The sequence below is a fragment of the Streptomyces sp. Da 82-17 genome, from assembly GCF_046098215.1.
GTDB lineage: Bacteria > Actinomycetota > Actinomycetes > Streptomycetales > Streptomycetaceae > Streptomyces.
Window position 1 is genome coordinate 295,525 of sequence record NZ_JBJURH010000008.1, and the last position, 19,429, is coordinate 314,953.

General features: G+C 73.0%; 18 protein-coding genes and 1 riboswitch. Of the genes, 9 read left to right on the plus strand and 9 right to left on the minus strand.

Annotation, left to right across the window (positions count from 1 at the left end):
* Positions 1-284: 284 nt before the first annotated feature.
* The 6 genes from ACIDOF_RS16840 to ACIDOF_RS16865 form a co-directional block, all read right to left on the minus strand.
* On the minus strand, positions 285-1,142 hold the full coding sequence (locus ACIDOF_RS16840) for an ECF transporter S component (RefSeq protein WP_409006679.1): 858 nt from the start codon (positions 1,140-1,142) through the stop codon (positions 285-287).
* Positions 1,139-2,896, minus strand: coding sequence for an ABC transporter ATP-binding protein (locus ACIDOF_RS16845; RefSeq protein WP_409006680.1), 1,758 nt, complete (start codon positions 2,894-2,896; stop codon positions 1,139-1,141). Before ACIDOF_RS16845 ends, ACIDOF_RS16840 begins: the two co-directional genes overlap by 4 nt.
* Positions 2,893-4,032, minus strand: a complete 1,140-nt coding sequence (locus ACIDOF_RS16850; protein ID WP_409006681.1) for a CbiQ family ECF transporter T component — start codon at positions 4,030-4,032, stop codon at positions 2,893-2,895. The genes ACIDOF_RS16845 and ACIDOF_RS16850 overlap by 4 nt, the downstream gene beginning before the upstream one ends.
* Before the next feature lie 8 nt (positions 4,033-4,040).
* Entirely contained in the window at positions 4,041-4,688 is a 648-nt protein-coding gene (locus ACIDOF_RS16855; RefSeq protein WP_409006682.1) for an SCO2322 family protein, read from the minus strand.
* The gene (locus ACIDOF_RS16860; protein WP_409006683.1) at positions 4,685-5,902 is read right to left on the minus strand and encodes a prenyltransferase/squalene oxidase repeat-containing protein; all 1,218 of its coding nucleotides are present in this window, start codon (positions 5,900-5,902) and stop codon (positions 4,685-4,687) included. Before ACIDOF_RS16860 ends, ACIDOF_RS16855 begins: the two co-directional genes overlap by 4 nt.
* Before the next feature lie 142 nt (positions 5,903-6,044).
* Positions 6,045-6,116, minus strand: a riboswitch (cobalamin riboswitch).
* Positions 6,117-6,431: 315 nt separating this feature from the next.
* Positions 6,432-7,478, minus strand: coding sequence for an MBL fold metallo-hydrolase (locus ACIDOF_RS16865; protein ID WP_409006684.1), 1,047 nt, complete (start codon positions 7,476-7,478; stop codon positions 6,432-6,434).
* 304 nt (positions 7,479-7,782) lie between these two features.
* Between ACIDOF_RS16865 and ACIDOF_RS16870 the strand changes: the two genes are divergently transcribed.
* Together ACIDOF_RS16870 and ACIDOF_RS16875 are read left to right on the plus strand one after the other, a co-directional pair.
* A complete protein-coding gene (locus ACIDOF_RS16870; protein WP_409006685.1) occupies positions 7,783-9,240 on the plus strand; it encodes an aldehyde dehydrogenase in 1,458 nt (485 codons plus the stop codon).
* A 12-nt stretch (positions 9,241-9,252) separates the two neighbouring features.
* Complete coding sequence (locus ACIDOF_RS16875) at positions 9,253-9,486, plus strand: ferredoxin (RefSeq protein WP_409006686.1); 234 nt, start codon at positions 9,253-9,255, stop codon at positions 9,484-9,486.
* Positions 9,487-9,589: 103 nt separating this feature from the next.
* Here ACIDOF_RS16875 and ACIDOF_RS16880 read toward each other — a convergent pair whose 3' ends face one another.
* Positions 9,590-10,234, minus strand: a complete 645-nt coding sequence (locus ACIDOF_RS16880) for a TetR family transcriptional regulator (protein WP_409006687.1) — start codon at positions 10,232-10,234, stop codon at positions 9,590-9,592.
* A gap of 225 nt (positions 10,235-10,459) precedes the next feature.
* On the opposite strand from ACIDOF_RS16880, the gene ACIDOF_RS16885 reads away from it, so the two are divergent.
* From ACIDOF_RS16885 to ACIDOF_RS16900, 4 genes are all read left to right on the plus strand, one after another.
* Positions 10,460-11,812: a glycosyltransferase family 4 protein gene (locus ACIDOF_RS16885; RefSeq protein ID WP_409006688.1), complete on the plus strand. Its 1,353-nt coding sequence runs from the start codon at positions 10,460-10,462 to the stop codon at positions 11,810-11,812.
* Positions 11,813-12,004: 192 nt separating this feature from the next.
* Positions 12,005-12,757 carry a class I SAM-dependent methyltransferase gene (locus tag ACIDOF_RS16890; RefSeq protein WP_409006689.1) on the plus strand — a complete coding sequence of 251 codons (753 nt, stop codon included), beginning with the start codon at positions 12,005-12,007 and terminating at the stop codon, positions 12,755-12,757.
* Complete coding sequence (locus ACIDOF_RS16895) at positions 12,754-13,845, plus strand: prenyltransferase (RefSeq protein ID WP_409006690.1); 1,092 nt, start codon at positions 12,754-12,756, stop codon at positions 13,843-13,845. The genes ACIDOF_RS16890 and ACIDOF_RS16895 overlap by 4 nt, the downstream gene beginning before the upstream one ends.
* Positions 13,846-14,114: 269 nt before the next feature.
* The gene (locus ACIDOF_RS16900; RefSeq protein ID WP_409006691.1) at positions 14,115-14,702 is read left to right on the plus strand and encodes a hypothetical protein; all 588 of its coding nucleotides are present in this window, start codon (positions 14,115-14,117) and stop codon (positions 14,700-14,702) included.
* A 20-nt stretch (positions 14,703-14,722) separates the two neighbouring features.
* Here ACIDOF_RS16900 and ACIDOF_RS16905 read toward each other — a convergent pair whose 3' ends face one another.
* Positions 14,723-15,733, minus strand: a complete 1,011-nt coding sequence (locus ACIDOF_RS16905; RefSeq protein ID WP_409006692.1) for an LLM class F420-dependent oxidoreductase — start codon at positions 15,731-15,733, stop codon at positions 14,723-14,725.
* A gap of 147 nt (positions 15,734-15,880) precedes the next feature.
* A complete protein-coding gene (locus ACIDOF_RS16910) occupies positions 15,881-16,690 on the minus strand; it encodes a hypothetical protein (RefSeq protein WP_409006693.1) in 810 nt (269 codons plus the stop codon).
* Between the two features lie 326 nt (positions 16,691-17,016).
* Between ACIDOF_RS16910 and ACIDOF_RS16915 the strand changes: the two genes are divergently transcribed.
* From ACIDOF_RS16915 to ACIDOF_RS16925, 3 genes are all read left to right on the plus strand, one after another.
* Entirely contained in the window at positions 17,017-17,610 is a 594-nt protein-coding gene (locus ACIDOF_RS16915; RefSeq protein WP_409006694.1) for a class I SAM-dependent methyltransferase, read from the plus strand.
* A gap of 100 nt (positions 17,611-17,710) precedes the next feature.
* Entirely contained in the window at positions 17,711-18,679 is a 969-nt protein-coding gene (locus tag ACIDOF_RS16920) for an N-acetylmuramoyl-L-alanine amidase (protein ID WP_409006695.1), read from the plus strand.
* 278 nt (positions 18,680-18,957) lie between these two features.
* Complete coding sequence (locus tag ACIDOF_RS16925) at positions 18,958-19,386, plus strand: SseB family protein (RefSeq protein WP_409006696.1); 429 nt, start codon at positions 18,958-18,960, stop codon at positions 19,384-19,386.
* Positions 19,387-19,429 lie beyond the last annotated feature (43 nt).

Sequence of the window (19,429 nt, forward strand, 5' to 3'; positions counted from 1 at the left end):
AATGCGGAGGCGCCGCGACCGGATGCGGTCGGGGCGCCCTGCGACGTCATCCAGAGAAGCAGGGCTGTTACGTCGTCGCAATGCCCCCCTTTTACTAGGACTGGTCGAAGGTGGGCGAAATGTCCCAGGCTTTGGTAAGGAGGTGTCGGCGCAGGTCAGGGGCGGTTCAGCGGGGGCGCCGGACCCCGGCTGAGGGGCTACGGGGGTGCTTAGTAGGGGACCAAAGTCCTGTGCGGGGGCTCACCCTCGGAGGCCGCTTTCCGTTACGCAACGGCAGCACGCATCTACGGACGCGGTTCGGCCGTTGTGACCTGCGCCTCTCCGGGAGGGGCGGTGAATGTGACGGGCGCCTCGAAAGCGGCGCGTCGGGTGGCCCGGCGGAGCGCCTTCAGGACCGTCGAGCCGACCGTGAGGGTCAAGGCGACCGTCATCACGGCCCGGCCCAGGTCCCAGCCGAGCGAGGTGGCCATGCAGTAGGCGAGATAGCGCACCAGGTTCTCGTGCAGGGGGTCGCCCGGGTGGAAGGAGATGCCGGAGGCGAGGCCGGGGACGATGGTCCAGCCGTACAGGTTCATGACGAGGCCGTAGCCGAACGAGGCCAGCGCGCCGTACGCCGCGAGGAGCGCCAACTCGGCGCGGCCGCGCACCGATCCGGGCAGCAGGCCCGCGCCCATCGACACCCAGCCCATCGTCAGCATCTGGAACGGCAGCCATGGGCCGACGCCGCCGGTCAGCAGGGCGGAGGCGAACATCGTGACCGAGCCGAGCACGAAGCCGAAGCCGGGGCCGAGCACCCGGCCGGCGAGGACCATCAGGAAGAACATCGGCTCGAGCCCGGCCGTGCCCGCGCCGAGCGGACGCAGCGCGGCGCCGACGGCGGCGAGCACGCCGAGCATCGCGACGGACTTCGCGCCGAGCCCGGACTCCGTGATGGTCGCGGCCACCACGCCGACGAGCAGCGGGAGCAGGGCCGCGAACAGCCAGGGCGCGTCCTGTGCGTGCGCGGTCACGCCGGAGGCGCCGTCGGCGAGCAGCGGCCAGCCGAACGCGGCCACGCCGATCGCGCTCACGAGTGCCAGCGCGCACACCGACTTGGGGCCGAGGCGGACGGCGCGGGCGTTCCGGTTCGCGGGAGCACTCACTGCGTGCCCTCGGTTTCCGCGAGGGCGGCCTCGACCTGGGTGACCGTCAGCCACTTCTGGGGCGCCAGGATCTTCGTGACCTGCGGGGCGAACGACGGGGAGGAGACGACGACGTCGGCGGTCGGGCCGTCTGCGACGACCTCGCCGTCGGCCAGGATCACCACGCGGTGGGCGAGTTCGGCGGCGAGCTCCACGTCGTGCGTGGCGAGGACGATGGCGTGCCCGGCGTCGGCGAGACCCCGCAGGTGCTCGACGAGGCGGGCCTTGGCGGCGTAGTCGAGGCCGCGCGTCGGCTCGTCGAGCAGCAGCAGCGGCGGCTTCGCGGTCAGGACGACGGCCAGGGCGAGCGTGAGGCGCTGCCCCTCGGAGAGGTCCCGGGGGTGCGTGTCGTCGGCGATGCCCGGCAGCAGCTCGCCGACCAGCGCGCGGCAGGTGCCCGGGGCGGCGCCCGCGTCCTCGTCGGCGGCGGCGCACTCGGCGGTGACGGTGTCGGCGTACAGGAGGTCGCGGGGTTCCTGCGGTACGAGGCCGACGTGCCGGATGAGGTCCTGCGGGGCCGTTCTGTGCGGGGTGGCCCCGCCGACCCGCACCGAGCCCGCGGACGGTTCGAGCATGCCTACGAGGGTGTTGAGGAGGGTGGACTTTCCGGCGCCGTTGCGGCCCATGAGGGCTACGGTTTCGCCTCGGTCGACGGTGAGGCTCACTTCTCGGAGTGCTTCGACTTGGCCTCGGCGTACCGCCAGGTTTTCGGTACGTGCCACCGTCGGCCCGGCCTCGCGGTGCGTTGTGCTGGGCTTGCGGCGCGTGAACCAGGTCGGCCGCCTGGACCCTCTGCTTTCCAGGGGCCCGGCGACGGGGTGCTGTGCCCACCCTCCCCCAAGCTCTCGGCTTCGCTCGAGCAGGGGGGACCCCCATCGCCCAGCGGAACAACTGCCCACAACGGCCAGCCGGTCCCGCAGACCTCCCGCCCTGCGCCGGGCGTCCCGCACCGTCAGAGGCAGCGGGTCCCAGCCCGCCAGGCGGCCGAGGCTCACGACCGGGGGGTGGACCGGGGAGACGGCCATGATGCCCGCCGGGGCGCCGAGGACCGGGGTGGCGGCCGGGGCGGGCAGGAGGAGGACCTGGTCCGCGTACTGCACGACGCGTTCCAGGCGGTGCTCGGCCATCAGGACCGTCGTGCCGAGGTCGTGGACCAGGCGCTGCAGTACGGCCAGGACCTCCTCGGCGGCCGCCGGGTCGAGGGCGGAGGTGGGCTCGTCGAGGACGAGGACCTGCGGGTGCGGGGTGAGGACGGAGCCGATGGCCACGCGCTGCTGCTGGCCGCCGGAGAGCGTGGCGATGGGCCGGTCGCGGAGGTCGGCGAGGCCGAGCAGGTCGAGGGTCTCCTCGACGCGGCGCCGCATCACGTCCGGGGCGAGGCCCAACGACTCCATGCCGTAGGCGAGTTCGTCCTCGACGGTGTCCGTGACGAAGTGGGAGAGCGGGTCCTGGCCGACCGTCCCGACCACGTCGGCGAGCTCGCGCGGTTTGTGCGTGCGGGTGTCGCGCCCGGCGACGGTGACGCGGCCGCGCAGGGTGCCGCCGGTGAAATGCGGTACGAGCCCGCTGACGGTGCCGAGAAGGGTCGACTTGCCGACCCCGGAAGGGCCGACGAGCAGCACCAACTCGCCCTCGGGCACGGTCAGGTCGACCCCCGCGACCGTCGGCGCGGCGGCGTCGTCGTACGTGACGGAGACGTCCTCGAAGCGGATCATCGGGCTTCCTTCCGAGGTGCACGGGAAGAGGCGGCGGGCGCGGGCGCCGCGAACGCCGGGAGCAGGCCGACCAGGACGCAGGCCGCCGGCGCGAGCGGCAGGGTCGGCGCGACCAGCGGGACCACACCCGGCTGCAGTGCCGCGGGATCGGTCGAGGCGAACCAGATCATCAGCGCCGCAACGGCCGCCCCCGAACCGGCGACGAGCCAGGCCCGCGCACCCCACACGTCGGGCCGGTAGCGGGTGCGTACGCTGCGGCGGCCGCCGAGCCGGAGCCCGACGAGCGCCGCGGCAAGGCCGAGCAGCAGCACCGGCAGCCCGAACCCCGCCCCTTCGGCGGCGAGCAGCCCGTACGTACCCGCGCACACACCGAGCAGGCCGCCGAGCGTGAGGACGGACGTGGTGTGCCGGACGAGGGGCGGGACGGCGGCGGTACGGCCGTAGCCGCGCGCGTCCATGGCCGCCGCGAGCGCTACCGAACGCTCCAACGCGCCCTCCAGGACGGGCAGTCCGACCTGGACGAGGCCGCGTACGCCGCGGTCGGGGCGGCCGCGCAGGCGGCGGGCGGCGCGCAGCCGCTGCAGGTCGGCGATCAGCTGCGGGGCGAACGTGAGGGCCACGACTACGGCGACGCCCGCCTCGTACAGCGCGCCGGGGAGGGACTTGAGCAGCCGGGCCGGGTTGGCGAGCGCGTTCGCGGCGCCGACGCAGATCAGCAGCGTGGCCAGCTTCAGCCCGTCGTACAGGGCGAAGACCAGTGTCTCGGCGGTGACCCGGCCGCCGATCCGGACGCCCTGGGCCCACGCGGGCAGATCGACGTCGGGCAGCGTGAACAGGGTGTGCGAGCCGGGGACGGGCGAGCCGAGGAACACGGCGAAGACCAGGCGCACGCCGAGCACGAAGAGCCCGAGCTTCACGAACGCGCCGTAACTGCGCGCCCAGGGCGCCTCGCTGCGGCGGGCGGCGACCACGTATCCGGCGACCCCGACGAGCAGCCCGAGCAGCAGCGGGTTGGTGGTGCGGGACGCGGCCGTGCCGAGGCCGAGCGCCCACACCCACCAGGCGCCGGGGTGCAGGGCGTTGCTGCGGTTCGCCTCGGGGGCGCGCAGACCCGTACGCGCGCTCGACGTGAGCATCACGCGCCTCAGCCGCGGCGCCGACGGGCCTGCCACAGGGCGGCACCGCCGAGTACCAGTACCGCGGCGCCGCCCGCGAGCAGGCCGACGGACGGCCCTTCGCTCTTCGAGACGAGCGGAGCGTCCGCGTCCTCCCGCTCACCGCTGTCGCCGTCCGCGACCTGCTCGCCGCAGCCGGAGGCCGGGTACCCGGCGATGGCGCAGAGCAGGGCGTCACTGCCGTACCGCAGCGGCTTCGCGACGTCGGCGAGGGCGTCGGCGGAGGTGCCGTCCTCGGGGATCTGCGCGCAGGCGGTACGCGCCTTCGGCGGGGTCTCGCCCTTCGGGGCGTCCTGGGCGGTGCCGAAGTCGAGGACGAGCGCGATCCGCTTGGCGCCGTCCTTCGCCGGGGTGTCGGCGCAGATGGCGGCGAAGTCGGCGGCGCCGCGCGGCTGGGCGGCGTCCTGCGCGTCGGCGCTCACGGAGAACCGGAAGCCCTCGACGTCGCCGTCGGCGGGCCGGGCGGTCGACGGCCCCTGCGTCGCGTACTGCCAGGACCCGTCCTGCTGGTACCAGAAGGACCAGTACCGGTATCCGGTGGCGGCCTGGGCCGGGGCGGCGCACAGGACCGAGACGAGCAGGGTCAGGACCAGGCCCGTCCGGCGGCGGGCACTCACAGCTGGTTCTTCTTGTTGCGCCCGCTCAGCAGGAAGCCGAAGCCGACGCTCGCGATGAAGAAGACACCCACGATCCACAGCGGGTTGAGGCCGCTGTCGTCGTCCTTCTTCTTCTCGGCCGCCGCGTCCTCCTGCTGCGGGGCGGGGCCGGTGGCGCCCAGGGAGCGGACCAGGTCGGTCGCGCCGAAGTCCTTCGGGTTCGCTCCGACGGCGTGCGCGGCGAAGATCAACTGGGCGTACGCGGCGGGGCCGTTGTCCTTGGCCCACTTCGCGGAGTGCTTGCGCAGCCACTCGGTGGACTGCTTCGCCTGGTCCTGGAGCCCGGCGGCGGACAGGGCGACGACCGCGTCGGCGGTGTTGCCGTAGTCCGGCTGGTCCTCGGAGCCGGGCATCGCGGACGTCAGGTGGTCGTTCTCGGCGAGCTGAGCGGCGAGGTAGGAGGCGCCGTTCTTCGCGGCCTGCGCGGCGTCCTTCGGCTCGGCGCACTTCGCGGGCTGCGCCGACTTCGACCCGGGCTTCACGACGAGCCCCCGGTCGAGGGAGCCGAGGACGCCCGCGGCGGTGGCGTCGGCGTTGGCGGCGAGCTTGCCGGTCTTCATGTCGGCGAGCCCGAACGCGCCGTCCTCGCCCTTGCCGCAGGGCAGCGCCAGCTTGGTCAGGGCGTCATGCGCGGTCTTGCCCTGCTGCGACTTCACGTCGGCCGGCTTCTGCCCCGCGGCGACGAGGGCGCCGACGACGATGCCGGTCGAGTTGGCGTCGCTGGGCAGGCCCGGGTTGTAGCCCCAGCCGCCGTCCTGGTTCTGCACGGACTTCAGCCAGCCGACGGCCTTCTTCACGGTGCCGTTCTGGCCGCCGAGCGCGCTCAGGGCCTGCACGGCGGCGGCCGTCGAGTTGGAGTCGACCTGCGTCTTCGCGTCGCAGGCCTCGCTCGGGTCGGCCCGGTAAGCGGCGAAGCCGCCACTGTCGCACTGCTGGCCGGTCAGCCAGTCGACGGCCTTCTGCGCGGGCCGCACGCCGACGGTGTCCTGCGCGAGCAGCGCGTACGACTGCCGGAAGACGCCGTCGAACTTCGGGTCCTTGTCGCCGTACAGGCCGGAGGGCAGGTCCGCCGAGGAGTTGGGCGTGGGCTCGTCCGCGGCGTGGGCGGCGGGCACGGCGGCCACGAGGAGCATGGCGGTGGCAGCGGCGGCGGCCGCGCTGCGGCGAACGTTCATGATCGGGGCGGGGGCCTCTCCTGCGGGGAGCAGGGGCGCGGGCCCGCGCGGGGGTCCGAGCTCCGGCTCCGTATACCTCGACGGTGCCCTGCGCCGTGCGCTGCGGAAGCGTGGCTCGGCGACTGGAGCGCACGCCGGTGCGGGGCATTCCGGCTCGCCGACACGGGTTCGGCTCACGGCTGCGGGTCAGCGCCGGCTTCCCACCGGCTTCCCCCCGTACGGGCGTGTGATGACCCACCCACTCTACCGGTCGGTCACTCCCACCTACGGGGCCAGGCGGGGGCCCGGACGGGCGGGCTGGTCGGGCGGGGTGTGCTGCGTACGGTCGGGGTTGTCGGGCGGGGTGTGCTGCGTACGGTCGTCCCGCCTGGACAGCGCACTGCCCCCGAACAGCCAGCCCGCCGGCCCGCCCGCGCGACGCACCGCCCGCGAACCGTCACCCCGCCCCGGCGCGACACCATCGCGCACCGCCAACCCGCCCGGCGGGGCAGCCCGGAGCCGCCCGGAGCCGCCCGGGACCGCTCAGGCCTCACACCGCCCGGTATCTCACCGGCTCGTCCCCCGGCACCGCCTCCGCCAGGCCCTGTTTTACGAGGCGGCGCAGGTGGGCCTCGGCCTCGGAGACGGCGATGGTGCGGGAGCCGTGGGGGATCCGGTCCCAGGGGCGGTTCCACTCCATGCGCTCGGCGATCTGCCAGGGCGTCAGGGGCTCCGCGAGGAGGGCGCGCAGGTCGCGGAGGCGGGCCTCGTGGTGGGCGAGGAGCTCGTCGACGCGGGCCCGGGCGCCGGTGAACGCGTGCTGGTGCGCGGGCAGCACCTCCGCGGCGCCGAGCCGGCCGATCCGCTCCAGGGAGTCCAGGTAGTCGCCGAGCGGATCCGTCACGGTCGCGTCGTCCGGGTCCTCGTACAGGCCGATGTGCGGGGTGATGCCGGGCAGCAGGTGGTCGCCGGAGAAGAGGCGGCCGCGGCCGGGCCTGCCCGTCGGGTGCTCCTCGTCGAGGTGCAGGCAGACGTGGCCCGGGGTGTGGCCCGGCGTCCAGATCGCGCGCAGTCGGCGGCCGGCGAGGTCGAGGAGTTCGCCGGGGACGATCTCCCGGTCGGGCAGCGCGGCATTCAGGCCGGGCAGGCTGCGCGTACGGCCGGAGGCGCGGGCGGCGTGCAGCGGCGCGAGGTGCTCGTCGGGCGCACCGGCCGCGGCGAGCTTCCCGGCCAGGTAGTCGAGCCAGCGGGCGGGCTGCTGTGCGCGGGTCCGGCGGACGACCTGCGCGTCGGCGGCGTGCATCGCGATCCACGCGCCGGACGCCTCGCGCACGCGCCCGGACAGGCCGTGGTGGTCGGGGTGGTGATGCGTGACGAGCACGCCGAGCAGGTCCTCGACGGCCGTGCCGCAGGCGACGAGCCCGGCGGCGAGGGTGTCCCAGGAGTCCGGGTCGTCCCAGCCGGTGTCGACGAGGACGGGACCGCGGTCGGTGTCGAGGAGATGGACGAGGGTGTGGCCGAGCGGGTTGTCCGGGATGGGGACCGCGATGGACCACACGCCGCCGCCGTGCTCGATCACCGTCGGCTCTGTCGTCATCGAGGTCTCCCTGCGTGGCTCGTCCATGGCCCGTCCGTGACCCGTCCGCCGGCTGAGGACGGCCCCGATCCCCCGGCCCCAATTCCCCGGACCGGATCCCCCGGGCCGGATCCCCGGGACCGGATCTCCCGGACCGCGTCCGGCCCGGCGGGTTCACTATAACTAGAACCAGTTCCAATGGTTGCCCAACGCACCTCTTCCGCAAGCCTGTTGAGTCCGTGGACTCCTGGAACTAGAACTGGTATCAGTTCTGAAATGGCGTCAGATGCGGTACGTACGGACGCACACCGGGAGGCAGACGGCCATGACCGAGCTCGTGGAGCATCAGCAGCTGTTCATCGGCGGGGAGTGGACCGACCCGCTCGGCAAGGACGTCATCGAGGTGATCTCCCCGCACACCGAGGAGGTCGTCGGCCGCGTGCCGCACGCTGCGCCCGCCGACGTGGACCGGGCCGTCGCCGCCGCCCGCCGCGCCTTCGACGAGGGCCCCTGGCCGCGCCTCACGCTGGACGAGCGGATCGAGGTCGTCACCCGCGTCAAGGACGCCTTCGCCGTGCGGCACGAGGAGATCGCCCGCGTCATCAGCGGCCAGAACGGCACCCCGTACACCTCGTCCATCATGGTCCAGGCGCTCGCCGCGATGATGGTGTGGGACGCCGCGATCACCACCGCCCGCGACTTCACCTACGAGGAGAAGCGCGACGGCGTGCTCGGGAAGCTGCTCGTGCGGCGTGAGCCCGTGGGGGTCGTCGCGGCCGTGGTGCCGTGGAACGTCCCGCAGTTCACCGCCGCCGCCAAGCTCGCGCCCGCGCTGCTCGCCGGCTGCCCCGTGATCCTCAAGGTCTCGCCGGAGACGCCGCTCGACGGGTATCTGCTCGCCGAGATCGCCGCCGAGGCCGGGCTGCCGGAAGGGGTGCTCTCGGTGATCCCCGCCGACCGGGAGGTCAGCGAGTACCTGGTCGGGCACCCCGGCGTCGACAAGGTCTCGTTCACCGGCTCGGTCGCCGCGGGCAAGCGCGTCATGGAGGTGTGCGCCCGCCAACTCACCCGCGTCACCCTGGAGTTGGGCGGCAAGTCGGCGGCGATCGTGCTGCCGGACGCGGACGCCGAGACCGCCGTGCAGGGCATCGCGCCCTTCGCCTGGATGATCAACGGCCAGGCGTGCGTGGCCCAGACCCGCATCCTCGTACCGCGCTCCCGCTACGACGAGTTCGCCGAGGCCTTCGCCGCCGCTGCCTCGGGGCTGAAGGTCGGCGACCCGCTCGACCCGGCCACCGAGCTCGGCCCGCTCGTCGCGCAGCGCCAGCAGCAGCGGTCCCTCGACTACATCCGCATCGGCCAGGAGGAGGGCGCCAAGATCCTCGCGGGCGGCGGCCGCCCGGCGGGCCTGGACCGGGGCTGGTACGTGGAGCCGACCCTCTTCGGCGACGTCGACAACTCGATGCGGATCGCCCGCGAGGAGATCTTCGGCCCGGTCATCTGCCTGCTCCCGTACGGGGACGAGGACGAGGCCGTGAAGATCGCCGACGACTCCGAGTACGGGCTCAGCGGCAGCGTCTGGACCGCCGACGTCGAGCGCGGCATCGACGTCGCCCGCCGGGTCCGCACCGGCACGTACAGCGTCAACACCTTCAGCCTCGACATGCTCGGACCCTTCGGCGGCTACAAGAACTCAGGCCTGGGTAGGGAGTTCGGACCCGAGGGGTACGGGGAGTACTTCGAGCACAAGATGATCCATCTGCCGTCCGGCTACGAAGGATGAGGTGCTGCGTCGATGGGTGACCGCTGGCAGGTCGAGGTGGACCGGAGCCTGTGCATCGGCTCGGGGATGTGTGTGAGCGCCGCCGCGGCGGGGTTCAAGCTGGACTCGGCGCGGCAGTCCCACCCGGTCTCCCCGGAGACGGACGCCGACGAGGAGGTGCTCGCGGCGGCGGAGGGGTGCCCGGTGGAGGCGATCGCCATCACGGTGCTCGGGACGGGGGAGCCGGTGTTTCCGCCCGAGGAGTAGCGTTTTTCAAGGGGCGCGGGGAACTGCGCGACCAGCCACGACGAACGCCGCAGCCGAACGACGCCACCGTGGGGCAGGACCGGGGGTGGGGCGTAGCCCCGCCTCAAACGCCGGGCTGACCGGCAGTCGCACCCGGTGACGTCAGATCGATCAGCTTGCACACCGTCTCGATGTCGATCTTCACCTGGGCGATCGAGGCCCGGCCCGAGAGCCAGGTGATGAGGGCCGAGTGCCAGGTGTGCTCGATGACGCGGACCGCGGACAGCTGCTGCGGCGTCGGCTCGGCCTCCAGGCCCATCGCGTCCAGGATGATCGCCGTGGTGAGCCGGGAGACGGTGTCGACCTCGGGGGAGACGGAGCGGTCCGCGAAGGTCAGGGCGCGCACCATCGCGTCGGCCAGATGCGGTTCGCGCTGCAGGGCGCGGAAGGCGCGCATCAGCGTCTCGGCGACCCGCTCGGCCGCGCCCTCCCCGGCGGGCGGGCGCTTGCGGAGGGTCGTGTGCATGTGCTGCAGCTGGTCCTGCATCGTCGCGACGAGCAGGTGCACCTTGGACGGGAAGTAGCGGTAGAGGGTGCCGAGGGCGACGCCCGCGGCCTCGGCGACCTCGCGCATCTGCACCGCGTCGAAGCCGCCCCTGCTGGCGAGCTGCGCGCTGGCGTGCAGGATGCGGCGGCGCCGGGCCTCCTGACGCTCGGTCAGGGGAGGGGATGCCGCGCCGGAGTCCTTCACTTCCACTTCCGCAGTCATATGTCCCGTTCCGTGATGCCGATCAGAGGAGAGCCTGGGATCCGGGCCCGCGAGGAGCACAGCATGGCAGGGGCTCCGTCGTGGCGCGAATCACCTGAGCCGGGTCTTCCGGTTCAGTTACCTGCCGGTAAATTCGATGCTCCTCGGGCGATCAAGTCTGAAACTTGTTCTAGGTTAGCGTCCCGACGTAGTGTCGCGGGAGCCGCAGGGAGAAGGGGGCCGCGCGTGACCGCTGAGGCCATGGAGACAGGCCCCCGAACGGGCCGTGCGGCCGGGACCCTCGTGGGCCCCGGCACGACCGCGACGCGCGGCGACGGCCCGCTGCGGATCGCGATGCTCACCTACAAGGGGAACCCGTTCTGCGGCGGCCAGGGCGTGTACGTCCGCCATCTCTCCCGCGAGCTGGCCCGCCTCGGCCACCACGTCGAGGTGATCGGCGCGCAGCCGTACCCCGTGCTCGACGAGGGCGTCACGCTCACCGAGCTGCCCAGCCTCGACCTGTACCGCAGCCCCGACCCGTTCCGCACGCCGAAGCGCGAGGAGTTCCGGGACTGGGTGGACGCGGTCGAGTTCGCCACGATGCGCACCGGCGGCTTCCCCGAGCCGCTCACGTTCTCGCTCCGCGCCCGCCGCCATCTCGCCGCCCGCAGCGGCCAGTTCGACGTCGTGCACGACAACCAGACCCTCGGCTACGGGCTCCTCGGCGGCCCGGAAGCGATCGGCGCGCCGCTCGTGACGACCATCCACCACCCCATCACCGTCGACCGGCAACTGGAGATCGACGCCGCGGCCGACTGGAAGGGCCGCCTGTCCAAGCGCCGCTGGTACGGCTTCACGCGCATGCAGAAGCGCGTCGCCCGCCGGCTGCCCTCCGTGCTGACCGTCTCCGGCACCTCCCGCCAGGAGATCGTCGACCACCTCGGCGTCCGCGCCGACCGCATCCACGTCGTGCACATCGGGGCCGACACCGACCTCTTCTCGCCCGACCCGGCGGTGCGGGAGGTGCCGGGGCGGATCGTGACGACGTCCAGCGCCGACGTACCGCTCAAGGGCCTCGTCCATCTCGTCGAGGCGCTCGCCAAGGTGCGGGCCGAGCAGCCGGACGCGCATCTCGTCGTCGTCGGCAAGCGCGCCGAGGACGGCCCGGTCGCCGCGGCCATCGAGCGGTACGGCCTGGAGGGCGCCGTCGAGTTCGTGAAGGGCATCTCCGACCGGGAGCTGGTCGACCTGGTGCGCAGCGCCCAGGTGTCCTGCGTGCCCTCGCTGTACGAGGGGTTCTCGCTGCCCGCCGCGGAGGCGATGGCCACCGGCACGGCCCTCGTCGCCACCACCGGCGGCGCCATCCCGGAGGTCGCGGGCGAGGACGGGCGTACGTGCCTCGCCGTGCCGCCCGGCGACGCGGGGGCGCTCAGCGCCGCGCTGTGCCGGGTGCTCGGGGACCGGGAGTTGAGGCTGCGCCTCGGGGCTGCCGGGCGGGAGCGGGTTCTCGCCAACTTCACCTGGGCGCGGGCCGCGGAGGGGACGGCCGAGCGGTACCGGGCGGCGATCGAGCGGTCGGCCGTGGTGGGTGCGCGATGACTCTTCCCCTGACCCGCCCCTTCCCGAAAGGCCTCGCCGGACGGGCCTCCTCAATCGCCGGAGGGGCTCAGACTGAGCCCCTCCGACGATTGAGGAGCGGGGGGTCGGGGGCGGAGCCCCCGAAGTGACGACGGCCCGCACCCGAACAGCCGACCCGAACGCCCACCACTTCCGACTCCGAGGCAGGACCCTTTGCTGACCGTCGACTTCACCCGCTTCCCGCTCGCCGCGGGCGACCGTGTCCTCGACCTGGGCTGCGGCGCCGGGCGGCACGCCTTCGAGTGCTACCGGCGCGGCGCGCACGTCGTGGCCCTCGACCAGAACGGCGAGGAGATCCGCGAGGTCGCCAAGTGGTTCGCCGCCATGAAGGAGGCGGGTGAGGCCCCCGAGGGTGCCACCGCCACCGCGATGGAGGGCGACGCGCTCCAACTCCCCTTCCCCGACGAGTCGTTCGACGTCGTCATCATCTCCGAGGTGATGGAGCACATCCCCGACGACAAGGGCGTGCTCGCCGAGATGGTCCGGGTTCTCAAGCCCGGCGGCCGGATCGCCGTCACCGTGCCGCGCTACGGCCCGGAGAAGATCTGCTGGGCGCTCTCCGACGCGTACCACGAGGTCGAGGGCGGCCACATCCGCATCTACAAGGCGGAGGAACTGCTCGGCCGGATGAAGGAGGCAGGCCTCAAGCCGTACGGCACCCACCACGCGCACGCGCTGCACTCGCCGTACTGGTGGCTCAAGTGCGCCTTCGGCGTGGACAACGACAAGGCGCTGCCGGTGCGGGCGTACCACAAGCTCCTGGTCTGGGACATCATGAAGAAGCCGCTCGCCACCCGCGTCGCCGAGCAGGCCCTCAACCCGCTGATAGGCAAGAGCTTCGTGGCGTACGCGACCAAGCCGCACCTGCCGAAGCTCCCCGAGGCCGCCGTGGCGGACGCTTCGTGACGACGCCCCGCACCGACCACCTCGTCCTGCCCGGAGTCCTCACCGCAGAGCAGGCCGCGCACACGGTCCGCGGCATCCTCGCCGGGCAGCGCGAGGACGGCGCCATACCGTGGTTCCGCGGCCACCACCTCGACCCGTGGGACCACGTCGAGGCCGCCATGGCCCTGGACACGGCCGGCGAACACGAGGCGGCCGCCCGCGCCTACGACTGGCTGGCCCGGCACCAGAACGCGGACGGCTCCTGGTACGCGGCGTACGCGGACGGGGACTTCGAACGGCCCACCGACCTGAGCGTCGAGTCCAACTTCTGCGCGTACGTCGCCGTCGGCGTCTGGCACCACCACCTCGCCACCGGCGACGACGCGTTCCTCGACCGGATGTGGCCGACGGTCGTCGCGGCCGTCGAGTGCGTGCTCGCCCTGCAGCAGCCCGGCGGCGAGATCGGCTGGAAACGCGAGCCCGCCGACGAGGGCGGGGCCGTCGTCACCGACGCGCTGCTCACCGGCTGCTCCTCCATCCACCAGGCACTGCGCTGCGCCCTCGCCATCGCCGACGCACGCGAAGAGCCGCAGCCCGACTGGGAGTTGGCGGCCGGCGCGCTCGGGCACGCGATCCGGCGGCACCCCGAGCGCTTCCTCGACAAGGACCGCTACTCCATGGACTGGTACTACCCGGTCCTGGGCGGCGCGCTGACCGGAGCCGAGGCCGAGGCGCGGATCGCGAAGGACTGGGACCGGTTCGTGGTGCCGGACCTCGGGGTGCGGTGCGTCGTCCCCAACCCGTGGGTCACCGGCGGCGAGAGCGCCGAACTCGCCCTCGCGCTCTGGGTGATGGGGGAGTCCGACCGCGCCCTGGACATCCTCCGCTCCATCGGCCACCTGCGCGACGAGCGTACGGGGCTCTACTGGACCGGGTACGTCTTCGAGGACTCGGCGATCTGGCCCCAGGAGCAGACCGCCTGGACGGCCGGGGCGGTGCTGCTGGCCGTCGCGGCGCTCGGCGGGCACGAGGCGACCTGCGCGGTCTTCGGTACGGGGCGCCTGCCGGCGGGGTTGGAGCCGGACTGCGTGCCCTGCGGGAGCGTTTGACCCAGCGGTTGTTCGTTCGTCTGCGGCGCCGTCGTGGCCGGTCGCGCAGTTCCCCGCGCCCCTGACGGGGCACGGATCCCCTCATCCTGCTGTGGGCAGGCGTTCCGCAGGGCGGAACGGGTGGGCACAGCGCCACGACGGCGGGAAAGTCGAAGACGAGCCCGAGGGGGGAAAGCCCACAGTGCCCCGTTCGGGCTCGCCCGGGTGGCGCAACCGTGGGCGGCGGGTGACGGTGAAGACGCCCAGCTTCCCGGACACCCGGAGGTCCCGTGTCCAGCAAGAACGCACCGATATCCCGCCCCCGGCTGAAGCAGCTGCTCCTCGCCCTGACCCTGTGCTGTGCGCTCGTCGCCGGCGGCACCGCGTGCGGGGCCTCCGGCAAGGACGCCGCGGACGTCAGGGCCGCGGCCGTGGCCGAGCCGACGCCCTCGGGGGACCAGCAGGAGAAGCAGAAGTTCGCCAAGACCCGCTTCGTGGCGAACGCGGGGCTCGCGGCGGGCGCGGCCTACCAGTGGATCGTGAAGCCCGCCCGCGACGGCAAGTTCAAGAAGGGCGCCAAGGGCCGGAAGTTCACGCTGGTCAAGGCGGGCCTCGCGGGCGCGTTCGCGTACAACCGGCTCAAGGCGGCCGTGAAGAACGCCAAGGGCGACCCGCTGCTCTCGAAGGCCGTCGCCCCGCTCTCCAAGGGCATCGAGTCCCTCAAGGACCTGCCGTCCAAGCTGCGCAAGGGCGACGGCGCGGAGGACGCGTCGGGCGTCTTCGACAGCGTCATCAACTCCGTGAAGGACGCGGGCAAGGGCGCCGGTGCACCGGTGAAGGACAAGGTGCCGTCGCTGTCCGAGCTACGCGGCGGCTGAGCGCAAAAGCCCTACGCGCCCTAGGAGTTCAGCTCCGCCAGGACCCGCAGCGTCTCCCGGTCCGGCGCGAGGACGAGCAGGTCCGTGACCGGCCCCTTCCGCCACAACTCGAGCCGCTCGGCGATCCGTCGGCGCGGACCGACCAGCGAGATCTCGTCGGCGAAGGCGTCCGGCACGGCGAGCACCGCCTCCTCGCGCCGGCCCTCGGCGAACAGCTCCTGGATGCGCCGGGCCTCCGCCTCGTACCCCATGCGGGCCATCAGGTCGGCGTGGAAGTTCTTCGCCGCGTGGCCCATGCCGCCGATGTAGAAGCCGAGCATCGCCTTCACCGGGAGCAGCCCCTCGGCCACGTCGTCGCAGACCTTCGCGCGGGCCATGGGGGCGATTCGGAACCCGTCCCGTACGCCGTCGAGGGACGCCTCGTACACGTCCGTCCGCAGCGGCGACCAGTACAGCGGCAGCCAGCCGTCGGCGATCCGCACCGTCTGCGCGATGTTCTTCGGGCCCTCCGCGCCGAGGAACACCGGCAGGTCGGCGCGGAGCGGATGCGTGATCGGCTTGAGCGGCTTGCCGAGCCCGGTGCCGTCGGCGCCGTCGTACGGATGCGGGTGGAAGCGGCCGTCGAGGGTCACCGGGGCCTCGCGGCGCAGGACTTGGCGGATCACGTCGACGTACTCGCGGGTCGCGGTGAGCGGGCTGCGCGGGAACGGCCGCCCGTACCAGCCCTCCACCACCTGCGGCCCGGAGAGCCCGAGCCCGAGGGCCATGCGGCCGCCGGAGAGGTGGTCGAGGGTGAGGGCCTGCATCGCGGTGGCGGTCGGCGTGCGCGCGGCCATCTGCGCGACGGCGGTGCCGAGTTCGACCCTCGACGTGTGCGCGGCGATCCAGGTCAGTGCCGTGAACGCGTCCGAGCCCCAGGCCTCGGCGGTCCACACGGAGGAGTAGCCGAGCCGCTCCGCCTCCTGCGCCAGCGCGACGTGATCGGCGTCGGGGCCGCGCCCCCAGTACCCGAGTGCGAGCCCGAGCCGCATGCGCCCTCCCGACCGGTCCAAGCGTTGCCTGACGGTACGTCAGTTCCCTGGTGCGGGCCGACTGTACGGGCGATGCCGTGACATGGCAACGGCCCCCGCCTCCGTGTGCGTACGGAAGCGGGGGCCGTTCGGGCCGCGGGGCTCGGGTCAGCCGCGCTGGATGCCCGTCGTGTCCTGGAGGACGCCGCGACGGCCGTCCTGCGTCTGGGCCACCAGGCCGGAGCCGCGCTGCTCGACCGCGAGGTACCAGGTGCCCGGCGCCAGCTCGGCGATCGGGGTCGGGCTGCCGTCCTCGGCGTACAGCGGGCGCTGCACCGGCACGGCGAACCAGAACGGGGCGAAGTCCGCGGCGGCCGGGGCCTGCGCCTGGGCGGCCTGCGGCTGGCCCTGACCCTGCTCCTGCGGGGCGGCCTGCTGCTGGCCGGGGACCGGCTGGCCGCCGAAGGACTGCTGCTGGCCGGGGTAGGGCTGGCCGGGCTGGCCCTGGGCGCCGGGGTAGCCGTACCCGCCCTGCTGCGGCTGGCCGCCGTACATCGGCTGCGGCTTCGGGGCGCCCATGAGGTCGGCGCTCAGCGCCGGGACGAGCGGGGTGGCGACGGCGGCGCCGGCGAGGGCCAGCGAGGCGATCAGGCCGAGGATCAGGGCCGGGCCGGCGCCCGAGGCGTCGAGGATCGTCCAGAAGAACGTCCAGGCGGTGGAGATGGTGAGCACGATGCCGATGTGGCCGAGCTCGATACCGGCGACCTTCTTCGGCTGCGGCAGCGCGCGGTTCACGACGATCAGGGCCGCGCCGATGATTCCCACCATGTAGAGGCCGATGGCGTTGCCGAGGAACTCCCACGGGGTGACCGAGTAGCCGGAGTCGCCGCTGGTGGAGTTGAGGAAAGAGGCGATGAACAGCAACACCGCTGCTCCGATCACCACTGCGTCGCCTCGAGTGAGAGAGCGGAAGTTCACTTCAGGTCCTTCGTAGATGGTCAGTCGTCCGTCGGGCGTCGCTGTCGCCGGTACGCGGGGTGCGAAGCGTGGGGGATGGTGGGGGTTTGGATGGCCCCCCATCGTACGGATGACAATATCGCCCGGCGGGCCGGGGTGTCTGGCCGGTGTAAAGACCGCCACCCGACCGTGATCTGCCCAGTTCCCGCACGTCGTACCGCCCTTTTCGCGTACTCCAGGAGGCCGCTGTGACCGTCCCCGTACCCGCTGTTCCGCCGGGTGTTCCCGCGGTTTCTTCGGAGCCGAAGCCCGAGGTCATGGACGCGTTCGAGGCCGCGAAAGGTTTCATGCCGGCCGACGAGGGTCTCGCGCTGTACGCCGCGGCCGTCGAGGCGGGCGGGCTCGGGCTGCCGTTGCTGGAGGTCGGCACGTACTGCGGGCGCTCGACCGTGCTGCTCGCGGACGCGGCCCGCGCCCGCGGTGTGACAGCTGTCACCGTCGACCATCACCGCGGCAGCGAGGAGCAGCAGCCGGGGTGGGAGTACCACGACCCGGAGGTGGTCGACCCGGAGCTCGGCGTCATGGACACGCTGCCCACGTTCCGGCGGACGCTGCACCGGGCGGGCCTGGAGGAGCACGTGGTCGCCGTCGTCGGCCGCTCGCCGCAGGTCGCCGCGGTGTGGGGCGGGAAGGTCGGCCTCGTCTTCATCGACGGCGGCCACACCGACGAGCACGCCACGGCGGACTACGAGGGCTGGGCGCCGCACCTCGCGGAGGGCGGGCTGCTGCTGATCCACGACGTCTTCCCGGACCCGGTGGACGAGTTCACGGGCCAGGCCCCGTACCGCGTCTACCTGCGCGCGCTCGCCTCCGGCGCGTTCGCGGAGATCTCGGCGCAGGGGTCCCTGCGGGTGCTGCGGCGGGTGGGGGCGGGGGTCTGAGCGGGCTGCCCCCGGGGTGGGGGCGGGGGTCTGAGGGCCGTTCCCCGGGGTGGGGGCGGGGGTCCGAGTCCGGCTCGCCGTCCCCGTTAGGCTCGGTGTCGTGTCGTACGACGATCCGGACAACCCCACGCCCGCCTTCGCGACCGCCGCGCACCGCCCCCGCCGCCGCGTCGGCCTCGTCGTGGGCGCCATGCTCGTTCCCGTCGGGCTCGCGGGGTGGCTGCTGTGGTCGTCGGGGTCGGGTTCCGGGTCGGATTCGGGATCGGGCGGGCCGGTGGCGGCGAAGCCGGGGGAGCCGGAGCCGGAGCGGTCCGCGTCGGAGGAGCCGTCGCCCTCGAAGGAACGGCCCGCGAACCCGTCGCCGACGAAGGCCGCCGGCGAGGGCGGTGCCCGGGGCGAGCTGGCCGGGAAGACGATCGTCATCGACCCGGGCCACAACCCCAACAACCGCAACCGCACGGCGGACATCGCGCGCCTCGTCGACATCGGCACGAACAAGAAGGAGTGCGACACGACGGGCACCGCCACGAACGACGGCTACAGCGAGGCCGAGTTCACGCTCGACCTGGCCCGCAAGGTCCGCACGCTCCTGGAGAAGAAGGGGGCCGAGGTCACCCTCACCCAGGACGGCGACCGGCCCTACGGCCCCTGCGTGGACGAGCGCGCCCGGATCGGCAACGAAGCCGACGCCGACGCGGTGATCTCCCTGCACGCGGATGGCTCGGGCGAGGGCAACCGGGGCTTCCACGTGATCATGCCGGGCAAGGTCGACGCGGGCGCGGCGAACACGGGCAAGATCGTCGGCCCGTCCCGCGACCTGGGCGAACGCATCGCAGGCAGCTTCGTACGCGCCACGGGCACGCCCCCGTCCAACTACATCGGCGGCGGCACAGGCCTCGACACCCGCACCGACCTCGGCGGCCTCAACCTCTCCAAGGTCCCGAAGGTCTTCCTCGAATGCGGCAACATGCGCGACCCACAGGACGAGGCGCTGCTGACGAGCAAGGAGTGGCGGGGGAAGGCGGCGAAGGGGATCGCTGCGGGCTTGGTGGACTTTCTTCGCAAGTGATGTGAATCCGACGTGCTCCCAGGGGCTGATTCCGGACACCGAAACCCGGTTCAGGTGGGGCCTGGTACGAGATACCCGCAGGTCTGGCCTGGGGTGACCGCTGTTGGCGATCTGAACCAGCCAGCACCCGAAACCTGCGTTGCATTCGGAAATGTATTCGTGTGAGGGTGGTCGGCATGAGTGACCACGGGGGTGGGAGCGGCATGCCGGGACTGGCGCCGCCGTCGAAGTTTTCAGGCCTTGATGTGTCAGGGCCGCCGGGGCCGAAGGGCCCGACCATGAGCGCTGCGCCGAGTGCGCCCGTCGGGGTACCAGCAGCAGCCGGCGGGCCCTCCGCTGAACAGGCACGCCGCCAATTCGCGGCACTCCTCGGCGAGTTCAGGCGCAGCGCGGTACTGGTGCCGCTGACCGGCGGAGGCGCCGACAGCGGCGGTTTCTGGACCGCTGACCACGGCGGCATCCGTTGGATCCTCGCGTTCTCCGACGAGGGCGCCCTGGCACGGTTCGCCCTTGCACGTGGAGAAGGAGCGCGCCCCTGGGACTACCAGAGCGTGCTGGGCGCCCGGCTCCTCGACGTCGCTGTGCCGGCCGTGGCGAAGGACGGAGTGCCGTGCGGGATCGCCCTGGACACGGCCGACGAACAGGACGCCGTGCTGTTCCCTCCGGTGACAGGGGTCGTCCCGGACGCGGTGGCAGTCGACGCCTAGCGCGTCAAGAGCCTGGGAAACGCCGGGCTTTCGAGGGCAGCAC